This window comes from Nocardioides sp. Iso805N, from assembly GCF_000364605.1.
In the GTDB taxonomy this organism is placed as follows: domain Bacteria; phylum Actinomycetota; class Actinomycetes; order Propionibacteriales; family Nocardioidaceae; genus Nocardioides.
Genome location: NZ_KB822577.1, coordinates 183,350 through 203,504 on the forward strand (window position 1 = coordinate 183,350; position 20,155 = coordinate 203,504).

Genomic DNA, 20,155 nt, shown 5'->3' on the forward strand with positions numbered 1-20,155 from the left:
CTCAACGGGGACGGAGGCCCGACTCGACCCTGCGGGTGAGGAACAGGACCACCGCCGCGACCAGCGCGGCGGCCGAGCAGACCGCCCACACGGTGAGGTATCCCGACAGCGGGGCGTGGCCGCGCTTGGGGTCGGCGATCGAGCCGGTGGCCGAGAGCGCGATGGCGAAGATCGCGGAGGCGACCGCCCCGCCCACGGTCTTGATCGCGTTGGTGAGCCCGGTGGCCATGCCGGCGCTGTCTGCCGGAGCGGCGGCCACCGCCGCAGCCGGGATCGCGGCGACCAGAGACCCTGATCCGACACCGGCCACGATCATGTTGAGCAGCGCCTGCTCGGTCGAGTGGTGCCACGGCAGCCACATCGCATAGCCGACCGCCACCAGGAGCGCGGAGGCGATCATGGCGGAGCGGGCGGAGGTGCGTCGGGCCAACCGCGGGTAGAGCAACGCACCGACGACCATGGCGAAGACGTAGACGACGATGAGGACCGAGACGAAGCCTGCGTCGGCGCCGAGGCCGTAGCCGACCGTGTCGGGATCGGTCCGGGCGAACGTCGAGAGCGGGATCTGCGCGCCGAGCACCGACATGCCGGACAGTGCCGCCGTGAGCTGGATCGGCAGCTGGGCGGGGGAGCGCAGCAGCCGGATGTCGACGAGGGGAGCGGGCGAGCGCAGCTCGACCCGGGCGAACGGCACCGTGGCGAGCAGGCCGAGGGCGACCAGGAGCCAGGCCGTCACCGATCCTGGACCCTGCACACGGACCACCACGAGACCGCCCATCACCAGCACGAGCAGGAGGGTGAGCAGGCTCAGGCCGGACCAGTCGAAGCCACCCCCGCCGCGTGGCGCTGTCGCTGGGAGCCAGCGCCAGATCCCGAACAGCACTCCGGTGATCACCACTGCCGGAACCGCCAGGACCACCGTCATCGGCACCGAGTCGACGATCGCGCCGGAGATACCGGCGCCGACGATCACCGACGTCTCCAGCACCGCCACCAGCAGGGCGGCTCCACGTCGGGTGAGCTCCTCGTCGCCGTTGGCGCGCAGGTGCACGATCGCGATCTCGAGTGGCAGCCAGACGACGTACGCGCCGGTGATCGCCCAGGCGACCAGGAACGTCCCGAACGAGGGCGCGAAGACCTGCGCCCAGGTGCCCAGCGCCGTCACGATCGTTGCACCGACCAGGACCTGCTTGTGCCCGATCTGGTCGCCGAGCCGGGCCAGCGGCGGCACCAGGATCGCCGAGACGATCAGCTGCGCGGCCTCGAACCAGTTGACGTCGGCGTCCTTGATGTCGAGGTGACGCGCGATGTCGGTGTAGATCGGGGTGTAGTAGCCCTGCAACACCCCGCTGCCGAGCTCGAGCAGGACCAGCAGTCCGACCACCGACCAGACGCTCACGCGGGCGGGGGCGGGCGTGCGGGTCAGACCGCTCATGCGGGCAGGCTCTCGATGAGCCGGCGATACCAGGTGATGCCGCGCCGGTAGTCCTCCACGCCGATGCGCTCGTCGGCGGCGTGGATCGCGGAGCGCTGGGCCTTGCTCATCCGGAACGGCGTGAATCGGAAGACCCGCTCGCAGATCCCGGTGAGGAAGCGCGAGTCGGTCGCCGCCATCATCACGTACGGCGCTACCACGGCCTCGGGGAACAGCTCCTCGACACAGGTCTCGATCAGCTCGAAGGCATCGTCCATCGGGCTCACCGGGCTCGGCTCGTTGGCCTCGGTCACCTCGACGATGACACCGTCGTCGCGAATCACCTTGCGGACCGCTGTCACCACGTCGGCGACGGAGTCGCCGACCATCACCCGCACGTTGACGCCGGCGCGTGCCGTCGAGGCGATCACGTTGTGGGCCGGGCTGCCTTCGAGGGTGGTGATGGCGAAGGTCGTGCGGATCATCGCGGCCGCCTCGGCACCGGCCAGCGGCAGCAGCCGGGTGGCGGCCGGCGCGATCCGGTCGATGTTCGCGGTGATGGGGCGCAGCGGTGCCGGTAGGTAGGGCGAGATCCGGCGCAGCAGCTCGACGGTGGGCTCCGGCAGGTGTGCCGGCATGGCCAGGGTGTCGAGCCGGGTCAGCGCCTTGGCCAGCCGCACGGTCGGCCCGTTGCGGGTCGGCACCGAGGCGTGGCCGCCCTCGCCGGTGACGGTCAGCGACAGGGTCGTCGTGCCCTTCTCCGTCAGGCCGACCACCGCGATGGGCGCCGAGACGCCCGGGAAGGCCTGCTCGGCGACGGCGCCGCCCTCGTCCAGCACGAACCACGGCCGCACCCCACGCCGGGTGAGCTCGGCCGCCGCGGCAGGCGCGGACTCGCCGGAGACCTCCTCGTCGCAGCCGAAGTGCAGCCAGACATCCTGGGCCGGCACGGCGCCGTCGGCGATGGCCGACTCGACGGCTTCGCAGATGGCGGCGACGCTGCCCTTGTCGTCGAGGGTGCCGCGGCCCCAGACCTGGCCGTCGATCACCTCTGCCGAGAACGGCGGGACGCTCCACTCGCCGACGGCCGGCACCACGTCGAGGTGGGCCATCAGCACCACCGGTCGCGCGGCGGAGGCGCCCGGCCAGTGGATGAGCACACCCTGCCTGCCGATCCGGACGGTCTCCAGGGCGTGCACCCGCGGGTAGAGATCTCGCATGGTCGCGAGCAGGTCGTCGAACACCGCGGGGTCTGCGTCGCTGACCGTCGGGATCCGGATCAGGGTCTGGAGTCGGGAGAGGACGCCGGCCTCGTCGAGGTCACCAGCTGCCACGGTGCACCACGTCGCTCATCGGAGCGCGCTGGCGACGGGTAGGGGAGCCCTTCGCCCCGCCGGTGTCCGGGTGGCCGATCGAGACCACGCCGATCGGGTCCCAGGCGTCGGGGATGCCGAACTCGGCTCGCACCTGTGCCTCGTGCCGCGGCGGGATGCCGAAGTAGCAGGCGCCGAGCCCCTCGTCGACCACTGTCTGCAGCATCAGCATCACCGCCATCGCGGTGTCCATGTGCCAGTAGGGCATCGGCCAGCGGGCCTCGTCCTCGTCGGTCCAGCCCTTGTCGCTCTGCGCGTAGCGGCTCAGGTAGGCGGCCTTCGACGAGCACGGCAGGATCAGCACCGGCGCGGTGCGCATGCCGCGCAGCCAGCCGTCGGCCTCCCACTCCTCGTCGCCGACGAAGATGTCCCAGTAGCGGGCGGTGTCCTCGGGACTGTCCAGCACCAGGAACGACCAACCTTGGGAGAAGCCCGCATTGGGCGCGCGCACGGCATTGCTCAGCACCCGCTCCAGCTGCTCGGGGGCGACCGGCTCGTCTGTGTATCGGCGCACCATCTTTCGGCGGCGTACCACGTCCTGGAACTCCATAACCGCAGCATGCCGCATCGCACCGACAGGCCGGGTGACCGGTGTGTGACGAATGCCCGGGTGGGTACCGGCGCAAGCACCAACCACCGACCTGCTTGGAGGCAGCCATGACCGATCTTCCCGAAGAGTCGCTCACCGACGAGGACATGACGACGACGTACGCCGGTCCCGCCGACGCGCCCCAGCCCGGCGGCAGCGACGGTGACGGCACGGACGGTGATGGGACCGATGGCACCGACGGTGACGGGACTGACGGCACGGATGGTGACGGGACCGACGGCACCGACGGTGACGGGACGGACGGCACGGATGGTGACGGGACCGACGGCACCGACGGTGACGGGACCGACGGCACGGATGGTGACGGGACCGACGGCACCGACGGCGATGGCACCGACGGCACCGACGGCGTTGCGGGCGGGCTGTCCTGAGCGCCCTCGACCTGCTGAGTGGGGACGCCCGGCTCTTCACCGAGAAGATCTGGGCGTCCCGCACCCACCTGCACCGCGCCGACCCGGCCGAGCTGGTCGGGTTGCTGTCGCTGGAGGACGCCGACCGGTTGCTGACCGCCTCGGCCCTGCGCACACCCGCGCTGCGGATCGCGCAGTCCGGCAGCGTGCTGCCGGAGAAACGGTTCACCCGGCACGCCACCATCGCCGGCCAGCAGCTCAGCGGCCTGGTCGACCCGGCCAAGGCGCTGGCGCTGTTCCGCGACGGCGCGACCATCGTCTTCCAGGGGCTGCACCGTTATCACCAGCCGCTCGCCGACCTGGTCGCCGAGCTTGAGCTGGAGCTGGGCCACCCCTGCCAGGCCAACGCCTACCTCACGCCGCCCGGTTCGCAGGGCTTCGCCACCCACAGCGATACCCACGACGTCTTCGTGTTCCAGACGGCCGGCACCAAGGACTGGGAGATCACCACCGCCCGCGAGGAGACCCCGACCGTCGAGGCGATCACGATGGAGCCCGGCCTCTCGCTCTACCTTCCCACCGGGACGCCGCACGCCGCCCGGACGCAGCAGACGGTCTCGCTGCACGTCACGATCGGGATCAACCAGCTCACCTGGCGCGGGCTGCTGCGCCGTACGGTCGAGGGCGTGCTGCCTCCTGACGAGCACCTCCCGGCCGGCTACCTCGATGACCCGGCCGCCCTCCAGGACGGCCTGGCCGCGCGACTGCGCGAGCTCGCCGACCGGATCGAGGCCGTAGAGGTGGGAGCCGCCGCCGAGGCGGAGGTACGCCGCTTCCTGACCGCACGCACCCCCCGCTTCGCCGGCGGCCTGCTCGACGCGGTGACCGAGATCCTCGACGCCACGGCACTGCGCCGCCGACCCGGTCGGCCGTGCGTGCTCCGCGACGTCCCCGGCGACCGGATCGACGTGCTGCTGGGCGACCGGGTGCTCACCCTCCCGGCGCGGATCCGGCCGACACTCGAGCAGATCCGGGGCGCCGAGACGTTCACGCCCTCCGAACTGGCGCTCGACGAGCAGAGCCGGCTGGTGCTGTGCCGGCGACTGGTCCGCGAGGGGATGCTCGAGGTGGCACGCTGAGCGACTTCCGCTGCTCGGCCTCCAGCGAGGCCCGATGGGAGGACCTGGCCGGCAGCGCATCCACCGTCTCGGCCTTCCTGATGCTCGAGCACCCGGGCCCGTGGGGCGTCAACGCGCTGCGCGACGCCCGCCTGCCCGACGGCGTCGGCGAGGAACTGCGCGCACATGCGAGCGCGGCCGGGGTGCGGCTGCTGCTGATCCGCCGGCCCGGACGCACGGCCACGGCCGGACCGGGTGCCGCAGCCGACGCCGGTCGGCGGATCTTCGCCGTGCACGCGCGGGCGCCGTACTCCTGGACCGAGACCGCGCTGCTCGACGACCCGCGTGCCGTGCTCGACCTCGACCTCGCCGAGCTGCGTGCCGGGCGTTCGCTCGGCCTGGAGGCCCACGACGAGCCGGTCTTCGCTGTCTGCACCCACGGCCGGCACGACGCGTGCTGTGCCGAGCGGGGCCGGCCGGTCGCGGCTGCCCTGGCGAGCGTGCTGCCCGAGCACGTCTGGGAGGTCTCCCACCTGGGCGGCGACAGGTTCGCGGCGAACATGCTGGTGGCTCCCGACGGCTTCTACTACGGTCGCCTCGACCCGGAGTCCGCCGTCGCCATCGCTCGGGCGCGCATCGCCGGCGACGTCGAGCTGGACCACCTGCGAGGTCGTAGCTGCTATCCGATGCCGGTCCAGGCCGCGGAGATCGCGCTGCGCCGCCACCTCGGCCTGACCTCGCCCGGTGGCCTGCGCCTCGCCACCCGCGCCCAGACCGGCGAGGCGGCGAAGGGGGACGGGCTGGTCACCGACACCACCTTCGTCCACGACGGACAGGCGTACGCCGTACGGGTGCGCACCACCCACTCCGATCCCGTCACGCTGACGTGCCGGGCGGTCCGTGACCAGGTCGCACTGCAGCACCAGATCGTGGGCCTCGAGCGGGTGTGAGGAGCGGTTTCGTCGCTGCTTGGTGATTCCTGAGAGGATGGGCGCGACCTGCTCGAGGAAGGACGTCCGTGCCACACCAGCCGCGCCAGGATGAGAAGCACCCGATCGCCGCTGGCCTGATCGCGCTGGTCGCCGTGACGGTGGCGGTCGGGGTGGTGCTCGGCATCGTGACCCTCGTCGGTTCCCACGTGGCCGGGGTCGGCAGCGACGACAACGGCTCGTCCTCCGCCGGCCAGACCCTCTACCTGCCCACGCCCAGCCCCACGCCGACCAACAGCGATCCGCTGGTCACGCTGGCGCCGCAGCAGTCCGGCGCCGTGTTGCCGACCGAGCAGGCCACGCCCAGCGAGAGCCCCAGCGCGACCTCGTCGGCGGCCAAGCAGATCACCCTCTCGGCCGGCGAGACGGCTGTCGCGCCGATGCAGCAGATCGACCTCACCGGCGTCTATCCCGGCGGCGAGGGCGCGATCCTGCAGGTGCAGCGCAAGCTCGACGGCAAGTGGCAGGACTTCTTGTCGGTCGACGCCGCGGTCTCGGGTGGGCAGTTCTCGACGTACGTGCAGACGGGTCAGCTGGGCGTGCAGAAGTTCCGCGTGCGCGACACCACCTCCGGTGAGGTCTCCAACGTCGTCGCCGTCACCGTCGGCTGACTCGCCTACGCCCGCCGAGGTCCGCCGAGCCTGTCGAGGCGCCTCGACAGGCTCGGCGGACGCTCAGTTCGGCGAACGCCTCAGTTGGGGATCCAGTCGAAGGTGTCGGGGTTGGGCCCGGTCCGGCCGGCCTCACCCTTGTCCAGCGCGTTCAGCGAGGTGACCTCGTCGTCGCTGAGGGTGAAGTCGAAGACGTCGATGTTCTCCGCCAGCCGCTCGCGATGAGTCGACTTCGGGAACACGATGTCGCCGCGGTCGAGGTGCCAGCGCAGCACCACCTGGGCAGGCGTCTTGCCGTGCTTGTCCGCCAGTGCGGTGATGACCGGGTCGGTCAGCTCGCCGCCACCCTGACCCAGAGGCGACCAGGCCTGCACGAGTGCGCCGTGCTCCAGGGTCGCCGGCCGGGCCGGGTTGTCGAAGTAGGGATGCAGCTCGATCTGGTTCACCACCGGTACGACGCCGGTCGCCTGCACGATCGTGTCCAGGTGTGCGGGCTGGAAGTTCGAGACGCCGATCGAGCGGGTCAGCCCGGCCTCGCGCAGCTCGATGAGCGCGGCCCACGTGGCGGTGAAGTCTCCGCCGTACCGGGTGGGCAGCGGCCAGTGGATGAGGAACAGGTCGACCTGGTCGAGGCCGAGCTCGTCCAGGGACCTCTTCAGTGACTCGCGGGCCTTGGCAGGCTCGTGGAAGCTGTTGTTCAGCTTCGTGGTCACGTAGACATCGTCGCGGGCCAGGCCCGAGGCCGAGATCGCGGCTCCGACGCCCGCTTCGTTGCCGTACATCTGCGCGGTGTCGACATGGCGGTAGCCCAGCTCCAGAGCCTCGCTCACGACGCGCTCGGAGTCGGTCGGCGGCACCTGCCACACGCCGATGCCGAACTGGGGGATGGTGGTCTGATCGTGAAGTGTCAGTGATGGAACGGCCATACCGCGACAATAGACACGTGACCCAGGCCTCCCACCCCGCTCCCCACTACACCGAGTACGACACCCGACTGGCCGCCTACGCCGTCGTGGTGCGCGGCGAGGAGGTGCTGCTCGCGCTGTGGAACGAGGAGGACCGCAAGCGCTGGACGCTGCCCGGCGGCGGCGTTGAGCTGCGCGAGACGGTCGAGGACGGTGCCGTCCGGGAGGTCCGTGAGGAGACCGGGTACGACGTCGAGCTCGTCGGGCTGCTGGGCATCGAGACGGACGTGTTCGGTCCGGACGAGCGGCGTACCGACACCGGCCGCCCGCTGAAGGCTGTCCGGGTCTTCTTCTCCGCGAGGATCGTCGGCGGTGAGCTTGCGAACGAGGCCGACGGCACCACCGACGAGGCGCGCTGGTTCGCGCTGGCCGACGTGGCCGGACTGCCGCACACCAGCATGGTCGACACCGGATTGCGGTTGAGCGGGTTTGTAGCGGGGTAAGTCCTGGGCGACCGGCCCGTTGGGGCCGGTGACTCGCCTGCTCGAAGGACTCGGGATCCGATGAACATCCGCGCACCCAGGACGCTCGCCCTCGCAGGCGCCCTCCCCCTGCTCACCGGCGCCCTCGCGCTCCTGCCCGGCACCGTGACCGCACCGGCCGGTGCCGCCTGCGCGCCGAGCCAGAGCATCGCGCAGCGCCACGCGCATGCACCTGCGAAGGTCAAGGTCAGCCGCAGCGCGACCACGGTGACGAAGCGGCACAAGCACGCGTACGTCGCCCGCATCCGACTCACCGCCACCCAGGGCAGCGCGACGGTGCGGCTCGTCACCGGCATCTGCCCCGACGGGTCCGCCGGTGCGGCCGCCAGCACCACCCAGACGGCGAGCGGCCGCGGCGTCACGCACCGGAGCGTCTCGGGCAAGGGCAGGACGGCGGCCGCGGCCCGCAAGGACGCCAAGCGGGCCGCGAGCCGGGCGACGGTGGCGTTGAAGCGGGCGGGTGTCTCGAAGCGGGCGCGGCACAAGGCCGAGAAGCGTGCGGTGGCGGTTGCGCGGGCCGTGGCGACGCGCAAGGCGCACGACGCGCTCTACCTCAGCGACGTCGTCTACGCGGTCGCCGGCGCCGACGACGTCTACCGCTTGAGTCCGACTCCGCCGGCCGGTGAGGTGCGACTCTCCCGGGCTGTGGACGGCGATCTGGTGGTGAGCGTCCCGGCCGGGTTCCGGCGGCAGGACGCGTCGTCGAAGCCGTGCGTACGTCGTGCCCCGGCCTGGCCGACGACCTTCGTCTTCGACGGTGGTGACGTGGTCGCGCCGGCGCTGCAGGCCGCGGCCCGCGCTACTTCTGGCTCGACCTTCATCGGGATCGAGTCGTGGACCTATCCGGACCTCCAGGGCGTGCCGTCGGCGAAGGTCACGACCGGGGAGCAGAGCTGGGCCGCCGGCTGGACGTCGGGGACGAACCCGCCTCAGTACAGCGCCGGGTTCATCCCCGACACGCCGGACGCGAACCCGCTCGTGTGCTTCGACACCGACTGGGACCTGGCGGGTGCCTACACCGCCGTCCTGCACGGCGCGAGGGTCGGGACGTCGGTCCAGGCCGGTTCGTTCCCCTACCGGGTCAGTGGCGGCATCCCTGTCGCGCTGCGCTGATCGACCGACCCGCCCCGGTCCGGGGTGTCAGCTGCCGTGCGGGAATGGGCGAGGTCGTGTGTGCGTTCAGACGAATGAACAAAGTTGAGTTGATCTCGCTCAACTTGTTTGCCAGACTGGCCGAAGCGCGTCAGGATGGTCGTAGAGCACCACAAACACTTCGGAGGTAACACCCATGGCACGTGCGGTCGGCATCGACCTCGGCACCACCAACAGCGTGGTGTCGGTTCTTGAGGGCGGCGAGCCCACCGTCATCGCGAACGCGGAGGGTGCGCGCACCACCCCCTCCGTCGTCGCGTTCGCAAAGTCCGGCGAGGTTCTCGTCGGCGAGGTCGCCAAGCGTCAGGCGGTCACCAACGTCGACCGCACCATCCGCTCGGTCAAGCGCCACATGGGCACTGACTGGTCGGTGGAGATCGACGACAAGAAGTTCACCCCCCAGCAGATCAGCGCCTTCGTGCTGCAGAAGCTCAAGCGCGACGCCGAGGCCTACCTCGGTGAGCCGGTGACCGACGCGGTCATCACCGTGCCGGCGTACTTCAACGACGCCCAGCGCCAGGCCACCAAGGAGGCCGGCGAGATCGCGGGCCTCAACGTCGCCCGCATCGTCAACGAGCCGACCGCCGCGGCGCTGGCCTACGGTCTGGACAAGGGCGAGGACCAGACCATCCTCGTCTTCGACCTCGGTGGCGGCACCTTCGACGTGTCCCTCCTCGAGATCGGCGAGGGCGTCGTCGAGGTGAAGGCCACCAGCGGCGACAACCACCTCGGTGGCGACGACTGGGACAACCGGGTCGTCGAGTGGATGGTGACCAAGTTCAAGAACGCCAACGGCGTCGACCTGAGCGCGGACAAGATCGCCACCCAGCGTCTCCAGGAGGCGGCGGAGAAGGCGAAGATCGAGCTGTCCTCCTCGCAGAACACCACGATCCACCTGCCCTACATCACGCACGGCGAGAGCGGCCCGCTCCACTTCGAGGAGACGCTCACCCGCGCGGAGTTCCAGAAGATCACTGCCGACCTGCTCGACCGCACCAAGGTGCCGTTCCAGAGCGTGCTGAAGGACGGCGGAGTCTCCGTCGCCAACATCGACCACGTGGTACTCGTCGGCGGCTCGACCCGCATGCCGGCCGTGACCGACCTGGTCAAGGAGCTGCTCGGCGGCAAGGAGCCCAACAAGGGCGTCAACCCGGACGAGGTCGTCGCCGTCGGCGCCGCCCTGCAGGCCGGCGTCCTCAAGGGCGAGGTCAAGGACGTCCTGCTCCTCGACGTCACCCCGCTCAGCCTGGGCATCGAGACCAAGGGCGGTGTCTTCACCACCCTGATCGAGCGCAACACCACCATCCCGACCAAGCGTTCGGAGATCTTCACCACGGCCGATGACAACCAGCCGTCGGTCGAGATCAAGGTGGCCCAGGGCGAGCGCGCGATCTGGGCGCAGAACCAGGCACTCGGCAACTTCGAGCTGACCGGCCTGCCGCCGGCACCGCGTGGCGTGCCGAAGATCGAGGTCACCTTCGACATCGACGCCAACGGCATCGTGCACGTCTCCGCCAAGGACCAGGCATCGGGCCGCGAGCAGTCCATGACCATCTCGGGTGGGTCGGCCCTCGGCAAGGACGAGATCGACCGGATGGTCCGCGAGGCCGAGCAGTACGCCGAGGAGGACGCCAAGCGTCGCGAGGCGGTCGAGGTGCGCAACCAGGGTGACTCGCTGGTCTACTCCACCGAGAAGTTCCTGACCGACAACGCGGACAAGATCTCCGAGGAGATCAAGACCGAGGTGCAGGCCGACCTGGACGCGCTCAAGGCCGTCCTGGAGAACGCCGAGGCCGACAAGGACGAGATCTCGGCCGCCATCAGCAAGCTCGGTGAGTCGAGCCAGAAGATGGGTGCCGCGATGTACGCCGCGGCCGAGGCCGACCAGGCTGCTGCGGGCGGCACCACCGGCGCGACCGGCGAGGCCGACGACGACGTGGTCGACGCCGAGATCGTCGACGAGCCGGGCGAGGACAAGTGACCGACGAGCAGCGCTCGCCGGACGCCGCGGACGCCGAGCCCGTCGAGGCGCAGGCCTCGACGAGCTCGGCCGACGGGGGCTCGGCCGACGCAGCAGGTTCGGACCCGGAGGCCGTCGACGAGGCGCCGGAGACCGACCTCCAGTCGAAGATCGACGAGCTGACCGGCGACCTTCAGCGGCTCCAGGCCGAGTACGTCAACTACCGCAAGCGCGTCGATCGCGACCGCGAGCTGGTGGCGCAGAATGCGACGTACAAGGTGCTGGCTCCGATCGTGGAGGTGCTCGACACCATCGACCGTGCCCGTGAGCACGGCGAGGTCGAGGGCGGCTTCAAGGCGGTCGCCGACCAGCTGGAGCGGATCGTCCTGAGCCTGGGGCTGAGCAAGTTCGGCGAGCCCGGCGAGCCGTTCGACCCGCAGCTGCACGAGGCGCTGTCCCACCTGGGCACCGACCCGGACGTCGAGGTGACCACCGTCAAGGTGCTGGCCAAGGCGGGCTACCGGATCGGTGAGCGGGTGGTCCGCGCCGCGCAGGTGCTGGTGGTCGACCCCGAGTGACGTCGAATCGGGGATCTTGCAGCGTCGAATCGGGAGTTCCGCTCCTGGCCGTCCTGCAAGATCCCTGATTCACTCCTGCGAAATCCCCTATTCAACGAGGGAGGAGGAAGGACCCGCATGGCAGAGGAGTACCGGTCCGACTGGGCCACCAAGGACTTCTACAAGGAGCTCGGTGTCGGCAAGGAAGCCAGCGCCGATGAGATCAAGAAGGCCTACCGCAAGCTGGCGCGGGAGAACCATCCCGACTCCAACCCGGACGACGCCGCCAAGCACGAGCGGTTCAAGCGAGTCGCCGAGGCGTACGACGTCGTCGGCGACCCCGACAAGCGCAAGAAGTACGACGAGATGCGCTCGCTCTACGGTGGCGGCTTCGGCGGGGGCTTTCCCGGCGGCGGGTTCCCCGGTGGCAGCACCGGCGGTCGCGGCTACAACTTCGAGGACCTCTTCGGCGACCGCGCCCAGTCCGGTGGTGGCGGCTTCGGCGACATGTTCGGCGACCTCTTCGGCGGCACCGGCCGACGGCAGTCGCGACAGCGGCCGAGCAAGGGCCAGGATGTCGAGTCGACGGCGACGATCGGCTTCACCGAGTCGCTCGAGGGCGTGACCATCTCCCTGCGGCTCTCCTCCGACGCCCCGTGTCCCGACTGCGCCGGCACCGGCGGCAAGCCGGGCACCAAGCCGCGCGTGTGTCCCGAGTGCGAGGGTGCCGGCTACATCACCCAGAGCGTCGGCGGTGCGTTCTCGATGAACGAGACCTGCCCGCGCTGCGGCGGCCGACAGCTCATCTACGACGAGCCCTGCCCGACCTGCCACGGCAGTGGCCGCGGCGCCTCCTCGCGCACCATCCAGGCGCGCATCCCCGCCGGTGTCAAGGACGGCCAGCGGATCCGGCTGCGCGGCAAGGGCGGCTCGGGCGAGAACGGCGGTCCGGCCGGCGACCTCTACGTCACGGTCCGGGTGACGCCGCACCGCGTCTTCGGGCGCAAGGGCGACAACCTGACCATCGACGTACCCATCTCCTTCGACGAGGCGGCGCTGGGTGCCGACGTGAAGGTGCCCACCCTGTCGGGTGGCCCGGTCACGCTCAAGCTCCCGGCCGGTACGCCGAACGGTCGCACGTTCCGTGTCCGCGGCAAGGGTGCTCGCAAGTCCGACGGCACCATGGGCGACCTGCTCGCGACCGTGGAGGTGCAGGTGCCGGCGGTCCTCGACGGTGAGGCTCGCGCTGCCGTGGAGGCCTTCCGGGCCGCCACCGCGCACAAGCCGCTGCGCAGCAAGCTCTTCGACGAGGCTGCGCAGTAATGGCCGGCCGCGTCCCGAGCGGGGGAGGTCGGCCGGCGAACCCCGGCCCGGCAGCGCCCGATCAGGACCTGGCCGTCTATGTCATCTCGGTGGCGGCCGAGCTGACCGGGCTGCACCCGCAGACCTTGCGCACCTACGAGCGGATGGGGCTGATCACCCCCGGTCGGACCGGCGGCGGTGGCCGACGCTACTCACACCGCGACATCGAGCTGCTGCGCACCATCGCCGACCTCACGGCGGCAGGCATCGGCATCGAAGGCGTACGCCGCATCCTCGACCTGGAGAACAAGGTCGCCGCCCTCGTGGCGCGCAACGAGGAGCTGGCCGCCGAGTTGGTCGCGACCCGCGACGCACTGCGGGATGCGCTCGCCGTGCGTCGTACGTCCTCGGCCGCGACCTCCCGGGTGCCGGCCATCCGGCCGCCCGACGTGGGCCAGTCCGTGGTGGTCTGGCGCCGCGGTCGCTGACGCGACCAGGGCGTTGGACGAGCGATCCCGGTGACTGGCGAGTAGCACTAGTCTCACACCGCACGGCAGACGAGGCATGGGGCGTCGTCGTCAGTGGAGAAGGTGGTGAGCCCGACGCTCGAGCATCTCAAGCACTATCTGGGCAACGTCGACTGGAACCTCAGCAACCTCGACACCGTCGGCGACTGGCTCGGCTTCCTCTCGATCCCGGTCTTCACCGGCGTGATCGGTTGGCTGATCAACTGGACCGGCCTGATCATGCTCTTCTACCCGATCCGCTTCCACGGCGTACGGATCAAGGGGATGGCCGAGCTCGCGCGGCTGCTCCCGCGCAAGATCCAGGAGATCCCGGGGATCCTGCAAGGTGGTGTCGGCTGGCAGGGGATCGTGCCCGCGCGTGCCGCGAAGATGGGCAGCATCGCGGTGGACAAGGCGATCGCCAAGCTCGGCACGCCGGCGGAGTTCTACCAGCAGCTCGAGCCCGACCGGATCGCCGAGCACATCGTCACGCTGTTCGAGCCCGAGATCCCGGCCGTGGTGGACGACGTCATGCGGCGCACCAACCCGGCCGCCTGGCGCGATCTGCCGGTACCGGCCAAGCGCGCCGTCGTCGCCCGCGTCCAGGCCCAGCTGCCGGGGGTGGTGCACAGCATCACCGATGAGATCGGCACCCACATCGACCAGCTGCTCGACCCCAAGATCATGGTGATCGAGCACTTCCGCGCCCACCCCGACCTGGTCGTCAAGGTCTTCAAGGACATCGGCCAGACGGAGCTCAACACGATGGTCAACATCGGGTTCGTCTTCGGCTTCCTGTTCGGTATCCCGGTCGCCTTCATCGATCACTGGTTCCAGGAGTGGTACCTGCTGCCGATCCTCGGCATCGGCGTCGGCTGGCTGACCAACCTGCTCGGCATGTGGCTGATCTTCGAGCCGGTCGAGCCCACCCGCTACTTCGGCATCAGGTTCCACGGCCTGTTCCTCCGCCGCCAGGACGAGGCCGCCGAGGTCTACGCCCAGATCATCGCCGACGATGTGATCACGCTGGAGCGGATCGGGGACTTCCTGGTCGACGGGCCCAGCGGCGACCGCACCCGGCAGATGCTGATGACGGCCCTCGGTCCGGCGATCGACAAGGCGGCCGGCCTGGCCCGGGGTGCGGCGCGGATCGCCCTCGGCCCGCGGTCCTACGAGGCGATCAAGACCGGATTCGCGACCGAGGCCGTCGACCGGACGCTGACGCCCTTCCGGGACGAGGAGTTCAGCCGGCAGCAGTCGGACAGGATCAGGGTGCTGATCGCGCAGCGCACCAAGGAGCTGCCGCCACGTGACTTCGTGGAGATGATGCGCTCGGCCATCAAGGAGGATGAGTGGATGCTTTACGCACACGGCGCGATCATGGGCGCGGTGGGTGGCTTCATCCACCTCTCGATCTTCGGCCTGGGAGGCGGACGATGAGCGACCACGACAGCGTCCCGGACGAACGTCTCCCCGACGTACGCCGCGGCTCGGCCGTCGAGGCTCTGCCCGGCATCGCGCGACTGGCGGCGACGTCATGGCTGCGCACGGCGCAGTGGGGCGTGGTCGCCGGGGTACGCACCGGGCGCCGGGTCGCCGGTGCTGTCGTCAATCCCCACCTGGCCGTCGACATCGCCGCCGGAGTCGCCGCGGCCTCGGGCGTGGTGGCTGACGTGGCCAAGGGGATCGGCTCCGGGATGACCGTCGGCGAGGCGGTGGCTCATGTGGGTCAGGCGCTCAGCCACCCCGGTCACCGCGACGCTCCCCGCACCCGCGAGGAGAAGGCCCTGGCCGCGCGACGCTCGCTGCGGGAGCAGGGCGAAGCGCTGCTGGCGCGCTCGCGCGACGTGTGGGACGACGACAGCGCGCATCCGGCGTACGCCCGCATCCTGGGCGAGCTGGCGCCCGACGAGGCACGCATCCTGGTGCTGCTGGTCCAGGGCGGCCCTCAGCCGAGCGTGGACGTGCGGACCGGCGGTCCGATGGGGATGGTCTCCTCGAACCTGATCGCGGCACAGCTCAACATGATCGGCGCGCGCGCCGGGCTCAAGCACGTCGACCAGGTGCCGGCCTACCTCAACAACCTCTTCCGACTCGGGCTGATCTGGTTCTCTCGCGAACAGCTCAAGGACCCGCTGGAGTATCAGGTCGTCGAGGCGCAGCCGGACGTGCTGGCCGCGCTGCACGCCACTCGGGCCACCCGGGTCGTGCGGCGCTCCATCCAGCTCACTCCGTTCGGCGTCGGCTTCTGCCGGGCCTGCCTGGTCGATGACCCGGATGCCGACTTCCCGGAGCACTCCGCGCCGGTCGCCTCGGACACCTCGGAGCCTCCGAAGGGCTAGCGACGAGGTCCTGCGGCGTCAGTCCGTGCCGCCGAGCAGGCCGCCCACGGCGTCGGTGACCGTGCCGACCACGCCAGCGACGAGTCCGTTCGACGTACTGCCGGTGCCGGTCGTTGCGGCGCCGCGACCGGACGTGGCCGACGTCGACGTGGTGGCGGCCGGAGCAGAGGTGCTCGCGGTGGCTGTCGGGGCGGTGGCGGCCGCGCTCGCCTTCGCGGCATGGGTGCTGTCGGCGTGCGCGCCGGAGCCCGCACGGTGCTTGCCGCCGGCCGGCGCCGCCAGCGGCTCGCCGCCGACGGCGGCGCGGTGCTTGCCCGAGGACAGCACGTACGCCGCAGGCACCAGGTCGGTGCCCGGCGCGACGGCCGATGCCGTCGCGGCCTGCGGCACGGCCGGCTGCGACGAGGGCGCCTGAGGCGAGGTATTGGGACCGGCCTGAGTCTCGGCCTGAGTCTCGGCCCGGCCACCGCCGTGGTGGCTCCCGTCGGCGGAAGCGGCGCCACCGATGACGGGGGCGGCGACGACGCCGGCCCCGGTCGCGGCGACCAGCAGCCCGACCGGCAGCAGTTGCCGCAGTCGGGTCCGTGCGGAGGCGTCGGGAACCGTCGGCGGCGGGGCGACGTGGCGGCCGCCGCGCGGCAGGTCGTGGGTGAGAAACGGCATGGAACTCCTCGTTGCCGGGCGACGCGGGTAGCCCGTTCGGACTATCCGAATAGTTCCAGATGACCAGAGATCCAAACCTCGAGCGAATCTGAAGTTGAGTGGAATGGACTCAACTTCTGGTGTGTTGGGCACAGTGGGCAGCACACTGTCCGGTGTAGGCAGCAGCCGGCTGTGCTGGGTCACACGTCCACACGTCAGCAGGAGAACAAGACACAGATGAGTCAGTTCGGGGTCGACAAGTTCACCACCAAGAGCCGGGAGGCCATCGAGGCCGCCCAGCTGTCGGCGACCACCGCCGGCAACTCCACCATCGAGCCGATCCACCTCCTCGTCGCGCTCCTCCTCCAGGAGGACGGCAGTGCCGCGAACCTCGTCAGCAAGGCCGGCGCCGACGCACCGGCGTTGGTGCGTGCGGCCGCGGCCCAGCGGGACGCGCTGCCGCGGGTCTCCGGCGAGACGGTCGGCCAGCCCAGCGGCAGCGGCGTGCTCTCGCGCGTCCTTGCGGGCGCGCTCGAGTTGGCGCAGTCCATGAAGGACGAGTACGTCGCCACCGAGCACCTCCTGATCAGCATCGCCACGGTGGAGAGCAGCGCGAAGCGGGTGCTGACCGAAGCGGGCCTGACCGCCGAGGGCCTGCGCGAGTCGCTCAGTGCCATCCGCGGCAGCCGTCGGGTCACCAGCCAGGACGCCGAGTCCACCTACGAGGCGCTGGAGAAGTACTCCGTCGACCTCACCACCGCAGCCGAGGAGGGTCGCCTCGACCCGGTCATCGGCCGCGACGCCGAGATCCGGCGCGTGATCCAGGTGCTGAGCCGGCGCACGAAGAACAACCCGGTGCTCATCGGCGAGCCCGGCGTCGGCAAGACCGCCGTCGTCGAGGGCCTGGCACAGCGCGTCGTCGCCGGCGACGTACCGGACTCGCTCAAGGGTCGACGCGTCCTCAGCCTGGATCTTGCGGCGATGGTCGCCGGTGCGAAGTACCGCGGCGAGTTCGAGGAGCGGCTCAAGGCCGTGCTGGAGGAGATCAAGCAGGCCGAGGGCCAGGTGATCACCTTCATCGACGAACTGCACACCGTCGTGGGTGCCGGCGCCGGCGGCGAGAGCCAGATGGATGCGGGCAACATGCTCAAGCCGATGTTGGCCCGCGGCGAGCTGCACATGATCGGCGCCACCACCCTCGACGAGTACCGCGAGTCGATCGAGAAGGACCCCGCACTGGAGCGACGCTTCCAGCAGGTCTTCGTCGGCGAGCCGTCGGTCGAGGACACCATCCAGATCCTGCGCGGGATCCAGGAGAAGTACGAGGCGCACCACGGCGTCCGGATCACCGACGCCGCCCTGGTCGCCGCCGCGACCCTGTCCGACCGCTACATCAGCGGTCGCCAGCTGCCGGACAAGGCGATCGACCTGATCGACGAGGCCGCGTCCCGTCTCCGGATGGAGATCGAGTCCAGCCCCGAGGAGATCGACCAGCTGCGCCGCCAGGTCGACCGGCTCAAGATGGAGGAGTTCGCGCTCGCCAAGGAGAGCGACGATGCCTCTGCCGAGCGGCTGGCCGCGCTGCGCGCCGACCTCGCCGACAAGGAGGAGGAGCTGCGCGGCCTGGAGATCCGCTGGGAGCGGGAGAAGTCCTCGCTGGAGGGCGAGGGCGAGCTGCGCCGCCAGCTCGACCAGCTGCGCAGCGAGGCCGAGCGGTTGCAGCGCGAGGGCGACCTCGGCGGTGCCTCCGAGCTGCTCTACGGCCGGATCCCGGCCCTGGAGTGGCAGATCGAGCAGGCCAAGGATGCGGAGAAGGCCGCCGAGGTCGGCGAGAGCCAGCCGCTGGTGGGCGACGAGGTCGGTCCCGAGCAGATCGCCGAGGTGATCGAGGCCTGGACCGGCATCCCGACCGGCCGGATGCTGCAGGGCGAGACCGCCAAGCTGCTGGAGATGGAGCAGGTCATCGGCCGTCGGCTGATCGGCCAGAGCCAGGCCGTCACGGCCGTCTCCGATGCCGTACGCCGCTCGCGGGCCGGCATCGCCGACCCGAACCGACCGGTGGGCTCCTTCCTCTTCCTGGGGCCGACCGGCACCGGCAAGACCGAGCTGGCCAAGGCCTTGGCCGACTTCCTCTTCGACGACGAGCGCGCGATCGTGCGCATCGACATGTCGGAGTACGCCGAGAAGCACTCGGTGGCGCGCCTGGTCGGTGCCCCTCCGGGCTACGTCGGGTACGACGAGGGCGGTCAGCTGACCGAGGCGGTCCGCAGGCGGCCCTACTCCGTCGTCCTGCTCGACGAGGTGGAGAAGGCCCATCCCGAGGTCTTCGACATCCTGCTGCAGGTGCTCGACGACGGCCGGCTCACCGACGGCCAGGGCCGCACGGTCGACTTCCGCAACACCATCATCATCCTGACCAGCAACCTCGGCTCGATGTTCCTGACCGACCCCACCCTGGAGCCCGAGAAGCAGCGCGAATCGGTGATGGCGGTGGTGCGGCAGAGCTTCAAGCCCGAGCTGATCAACCGGCTCGACGAGATCGTGGTCTTCGAGGCTCTGACCAAGGAGCAGCTGACCCACATCGTCGACCTGCAGCTGGCATCGTTGGAGAAGCGGCTCGCGGTGCGCCGGATCACCATCGAGGTGAGCACGGCGGCCAAGGAGTGGCTGGCCGAGGTCGGCTACGACCCGGCGTACGGCGCCCGGCCGCTGCGGCGACTGGTGCAGTCCGCGATCGGCGACCAGCTGGCCAAGATGCTGATCGGCGGCCAGGTCGGCGACGGCGGCCACGTGGTCGTCGACGCGGGCGAGAGCGGCCTGGTCATCTCCTGACGCCGAAGGCCGTGTTCGGCACCGCACCCCGGGTGGCCCGGGGTGCGGTCGACGGCGCTGCCTCACGCGTGGGGTGAGCGGTCGGCCGTCCGGCTCCGTAGGATCGTGGGGTGAGCAACGTCCCGACGTACACCCTCAACGACGGCACCACCCTGCCCGCGGTCGGCTTCGGCACCTACCCGCTGCGCGGCGAGGAGGGCATCCAGGCGATCACCAGCGCCCTGTCGAACGGCTACCGGCTGCTCGACACGGCGGTCAACTACGAGAACGAGGCCGAGGTCGGCGAGGCGCTGCGCCGCAGCGGCCTGGCACGCGACGAGGTCCAGGTCGCCAGCAAGATCCCCGGTCGTCACCACGCCTACGACGAGGCCATCGCCTCGACCAAGGAGTCGCTGCACCGGCTCGGCCTCGACCATCTCGACCTGCACCTCATCCACTGGCCCAACCCGTCGCGTGACCTCTACGTCGAGGCATGGCAGGCCCTGATCGAGGTGCAGAAGCAGGGTCTGGTCCGGTCCATCGGCGTCTCCAACTTCACCGAGGCGCACCTGCGCCGCATCATCGCCGAGACCGGGGTGACCCCGGTGGTCAACCAGATCGAGCTGCACCCGCTCTTCCCGCAGGCCGAGATGCGCGCGGTCCACGCCGAGCTGGGCATCCAGACCGAGGCGTGGAGCCCGATGGGCAAGCGTCAGGGCCAGTACGACGCGGAGCCGGTCAAGGCCGCCGCCGCTCGCCTGGGCGTCACACCGGGGCAGGTGATCCTGCGCTGGCACGTCCAGCTCGGCTCCATCCCGATCCCGAAGTCCGCGACCCCGTCGCGGCAGGTGGAGAACCTCTCGCTCTTCGACTTCGAGCTGACCGAGGCGGAGGTCAGCGCCATCAGCGCCCTGGGCCGGCCCGACGGCCGGCTCTTCGACGGCGACCCGGACACGCACGAGGAGCTCTGA

Annotated in this window: 19 protein-coding genes; 14 read left to right on the forward strand and 5 right to left on the reverse strand. The window is 70.6% G+C overall.

Annotated elements, in window-relative coordinates:
- Position 1: 1 nt before the first annotated feature.
- The 3 genes from H036_RS0108500 to H036_RS0108510 are packed head-to-tail and all read right to left on the reverse strand — an operon-like array spanning position 2 to position 3,337.
- Positions 2-1,435 carry an MFS transporter gene (locus tag H036_RS0108500; RefSeq protein ID WP_017934360.1) on the reverse strand — a complete coding sequence of 478 codons (1,434 nt, stop codon included), beginning with the start codon at positions 1,433-1,435 and terminating at the stop codon, positions 2-4.
- Positions 1,432-2,748: a M20/M25/M40 family metallo-hydrolase gene (locus H036_RS0108505; protein WP_017934361.1), complete on the reverse strand. Its 1,317-nt coding sequence runs from the start codon at positions 2,746-2,748 to the stop codon at positions 1,432-1,434. Before H036_RS0108505 ends, H036_RS0108500 begins: the two co-directional genes overlap by 4 nt.
- Positions 2,735-3,337: a nitroreductase family protein gene (locus tag H036_RS0108510; protein WP_017934362.1), complete on the reverse strand. Its 603-nt coding sequence runs from the start codon at positions 3,335-3,337 to the stop codon at positions 2,735-2,737. The genes H036_RS0108505 and H036_RS0108510 overlap by 14 nt, the downstream gene beginning before the upstream one ends.
- Before the next feature lie 107 nt (positions 3,338-3,444).
- Between H036_RS0108510 and H036_RS25885 the strand changes: the two genes are divergently transcribed.
- The 4 genes from H036_RS25885 to H036_RS0108530 all read left to right on the forward strand — a co-directional run bounded on the left by H036_RS25885 (position 3,445) and on the right by H036_RS0108530 (position 6,465).
- Positions 3,445-3,768, forward strand: coding sequence for a hypothetical protein (locus H036_RS25885; RefSeq protein ID WP_017934363.1), 324 nt, complete (start codon positions 3,445-3,447; stop codon positions 3,766-3,768).
- 101 nt (positions 3,769-3,869) lie between these two features.
- Entirely contained in the window at positions 3,870-4,886 is a 1,017-nt protein-coding gene (locus H036_RS25665; protein WP_017934364.1) for a JmjC domain-containing protein, read from the forward strand.
- Positions 4,841-5,815, forward strand: coding sequence for a sucrase ferredoxin (locus H036_RS0108525; protein WP_017934365.1), 975 nt, complete (start codon positions 4,841-4,843; stop codon positions 5,813-5,815). The genes H036_RS25665 and H036_RS0108525 overlap by 46 nt, the downstream gene beginning before the upstream one ends.
- Positions 5,816-5,883: 68 nt before the next feature.
- Positions 5,884-6,465, forward strand: a complete 582-nt coding sequence (locus H036_RS0108530; RefSeq protein WP_017934366.1) for a hypothetical protein — start codon at positions 5,884-5,886, stop codon at positions 6,463-6,465.
- A gap of 80 nt (positions 6,466-6,545) precedes the next feature.
- Here H036_RS0108530 and H036_RS0108535 read toward each other — a convergent pair whose 3' ends face one another.
- A complete protein-coding gene (locus H036_RS0108535; RefSeq protein ID WP_017934367.1) occupies positions 6,546-7,391 on the reverse strand; it encodes an aldo/keto reductase in 846 nt (281 codons plus the stop codon).
- 17 nt (positions 7,392-7,408) lie between these two features.
- Between H036_RS0108535 and H036_RS0108540 the strand changes: the two genes are divergently transcribed.
- The 8 genes from H036_RS0108540 (at position 7,409) to H036_RS24860 (ending at position 15,731) form a co-directional block, all read left to right on the forward strand.
- On the forward strand, positions 7,409-7,873 hold the full coding sequence (locus H036_RS0108540; RefSeq protein ID WP_017934368.1) for an NUDIX hydrolase: 465 nt from the start codon (positions 7,409-7,411) through the stop codon (positions 7,871-7,873).
- 60 nt (positions 7,874-7,933) lie between these two features.
- Positions 7,934-9,025 (forward strand): hypothetical protein, encoded by a 1,092-nt coding sequence (locus H036_RS0108545; protein ID WP_017934369.1) that lies wholly within the window; start codon positions 7,934-7,936, stop codon positions 9,023-9,025.
- Between the two features lie 175 nt (positions 9,026-9,200).
- On the forward strand, positions 9,201-11,045 hold the full coding sequence (dnaK, locus tag H036_RS0108550; RefSeq protein WP_017934370.1) for a molecular chaperone DnaK: 1,845 nt from the start codon (positions 9,201-9,203) through the stop codon (positions 11,043-11,045).
- On the forward strand, positions 11,042-11,602 hold the full coding sequence (gene grpE, locus H036_RS0108555; protein WP_017934371.1) for a nucleotide exchange factor GrpE: 561 nt from the start codon (positions 11,042-11,044) through the stop codon (positions 11,600-11,602). Before dnaK ends, grpE begins: the two co-directional genes overlap by 4 nt.
- Positions 11,603-11,719: 117 nt before the next feature.
- Positions 11,720-12,904, forward strand: a complete 1,185-nt coding sequence (gene dnaJ, locus H036_RS0108560; protein ID WP_017934372.1) for a molecular chaperone DnaJ — start codon at positions 11,720-11,722, stop codon at positions 12,902-12,904.
- Positions 12,904-13,371: a heat shock protein transcriptional repressor HspR gene (locus H036_RS0108565; RefSeq protein ID WP_017934373.1), complete on the forward strand. Its 468-nt coding sequence runs from the start codon at positions 12,904-12,906 to the stop codon at positions 13,369-13,371. Before dnaJ ends, H036_RS0108565 begins: the two co-directional genes overlap by 1 nt.
- A gap of 105 nt (positions 13,372-13,476) precedes the next feature.
- Positions 13,477-14,829, forward strand: a complete 1,353-nt coding sequence (locus tag H036_RS0108570; protein WP_198289930.1) for a hypothetical protein — start codon at positions 13,477-13,479, stop codon at positions 14,827-14,829.
- On the forward strand, positions 14,826-15,731 hold the full coding sequence (locus tag H036_RS24860; RefSeq protein ID WP_017934375.1) for an Abi-alpha family protein: 906 nt from the start codon (positions 14,826-14,828) through the stop codon (positions 15,729-15,731). Before H036_RS0108570 ends, H036_RS24860 begins: the two co-directional genes overlap by 4 nt.
- Before the next feature lie 18 nt (positions 15,732-15,749).
- On the opposite strand, the gene H036_RS25140 is transcribed toward H036_RS24860, so the two are convergent.
- On the reverse strand, positions 15,750-16,394 hold the full coding sequence (locus H036_RS25140; RefSeq protein WP_026145897.1) for a hypothetical protein: 645 nt from the start codon (positions 16,392-16,394) through the stop codon (positions 15,750-15,752).
- A gap of 216 nt (positions 16,395-16,610) precedes the next feature.
- Here H036_RS25140 and clpB point away from each other — a divergent pair, with 216 nt between their 5' ends.
- Both clpB and H036_RS0108590 read left to right on the forward strand, forming a co-directional pair.
- Positions 16,611-19,205 (forward strand): ATP-dependent chaperone ClpB, encoded by a 2,595-nt coding sequence (clpB, locus tag H036_RS0108585; RefSeq protein WP_017934376.1) that lies wholly within the window; start codon positions 16,611-16,613, stop codon positions 19,203-19,205.
- A 110-nt stretch (positions 19,206-19,315) separates the two neighbouring features.
- On the forward strand, positions 19,316-20,155 hold the full coding sequence (locus H036_RS0108590; protein ID WP_017934377.1) for an aldo/keto reductase: 840 nt from the start codon (positions 19,316-19,318) through the stop codon (positions 20,153-20,155).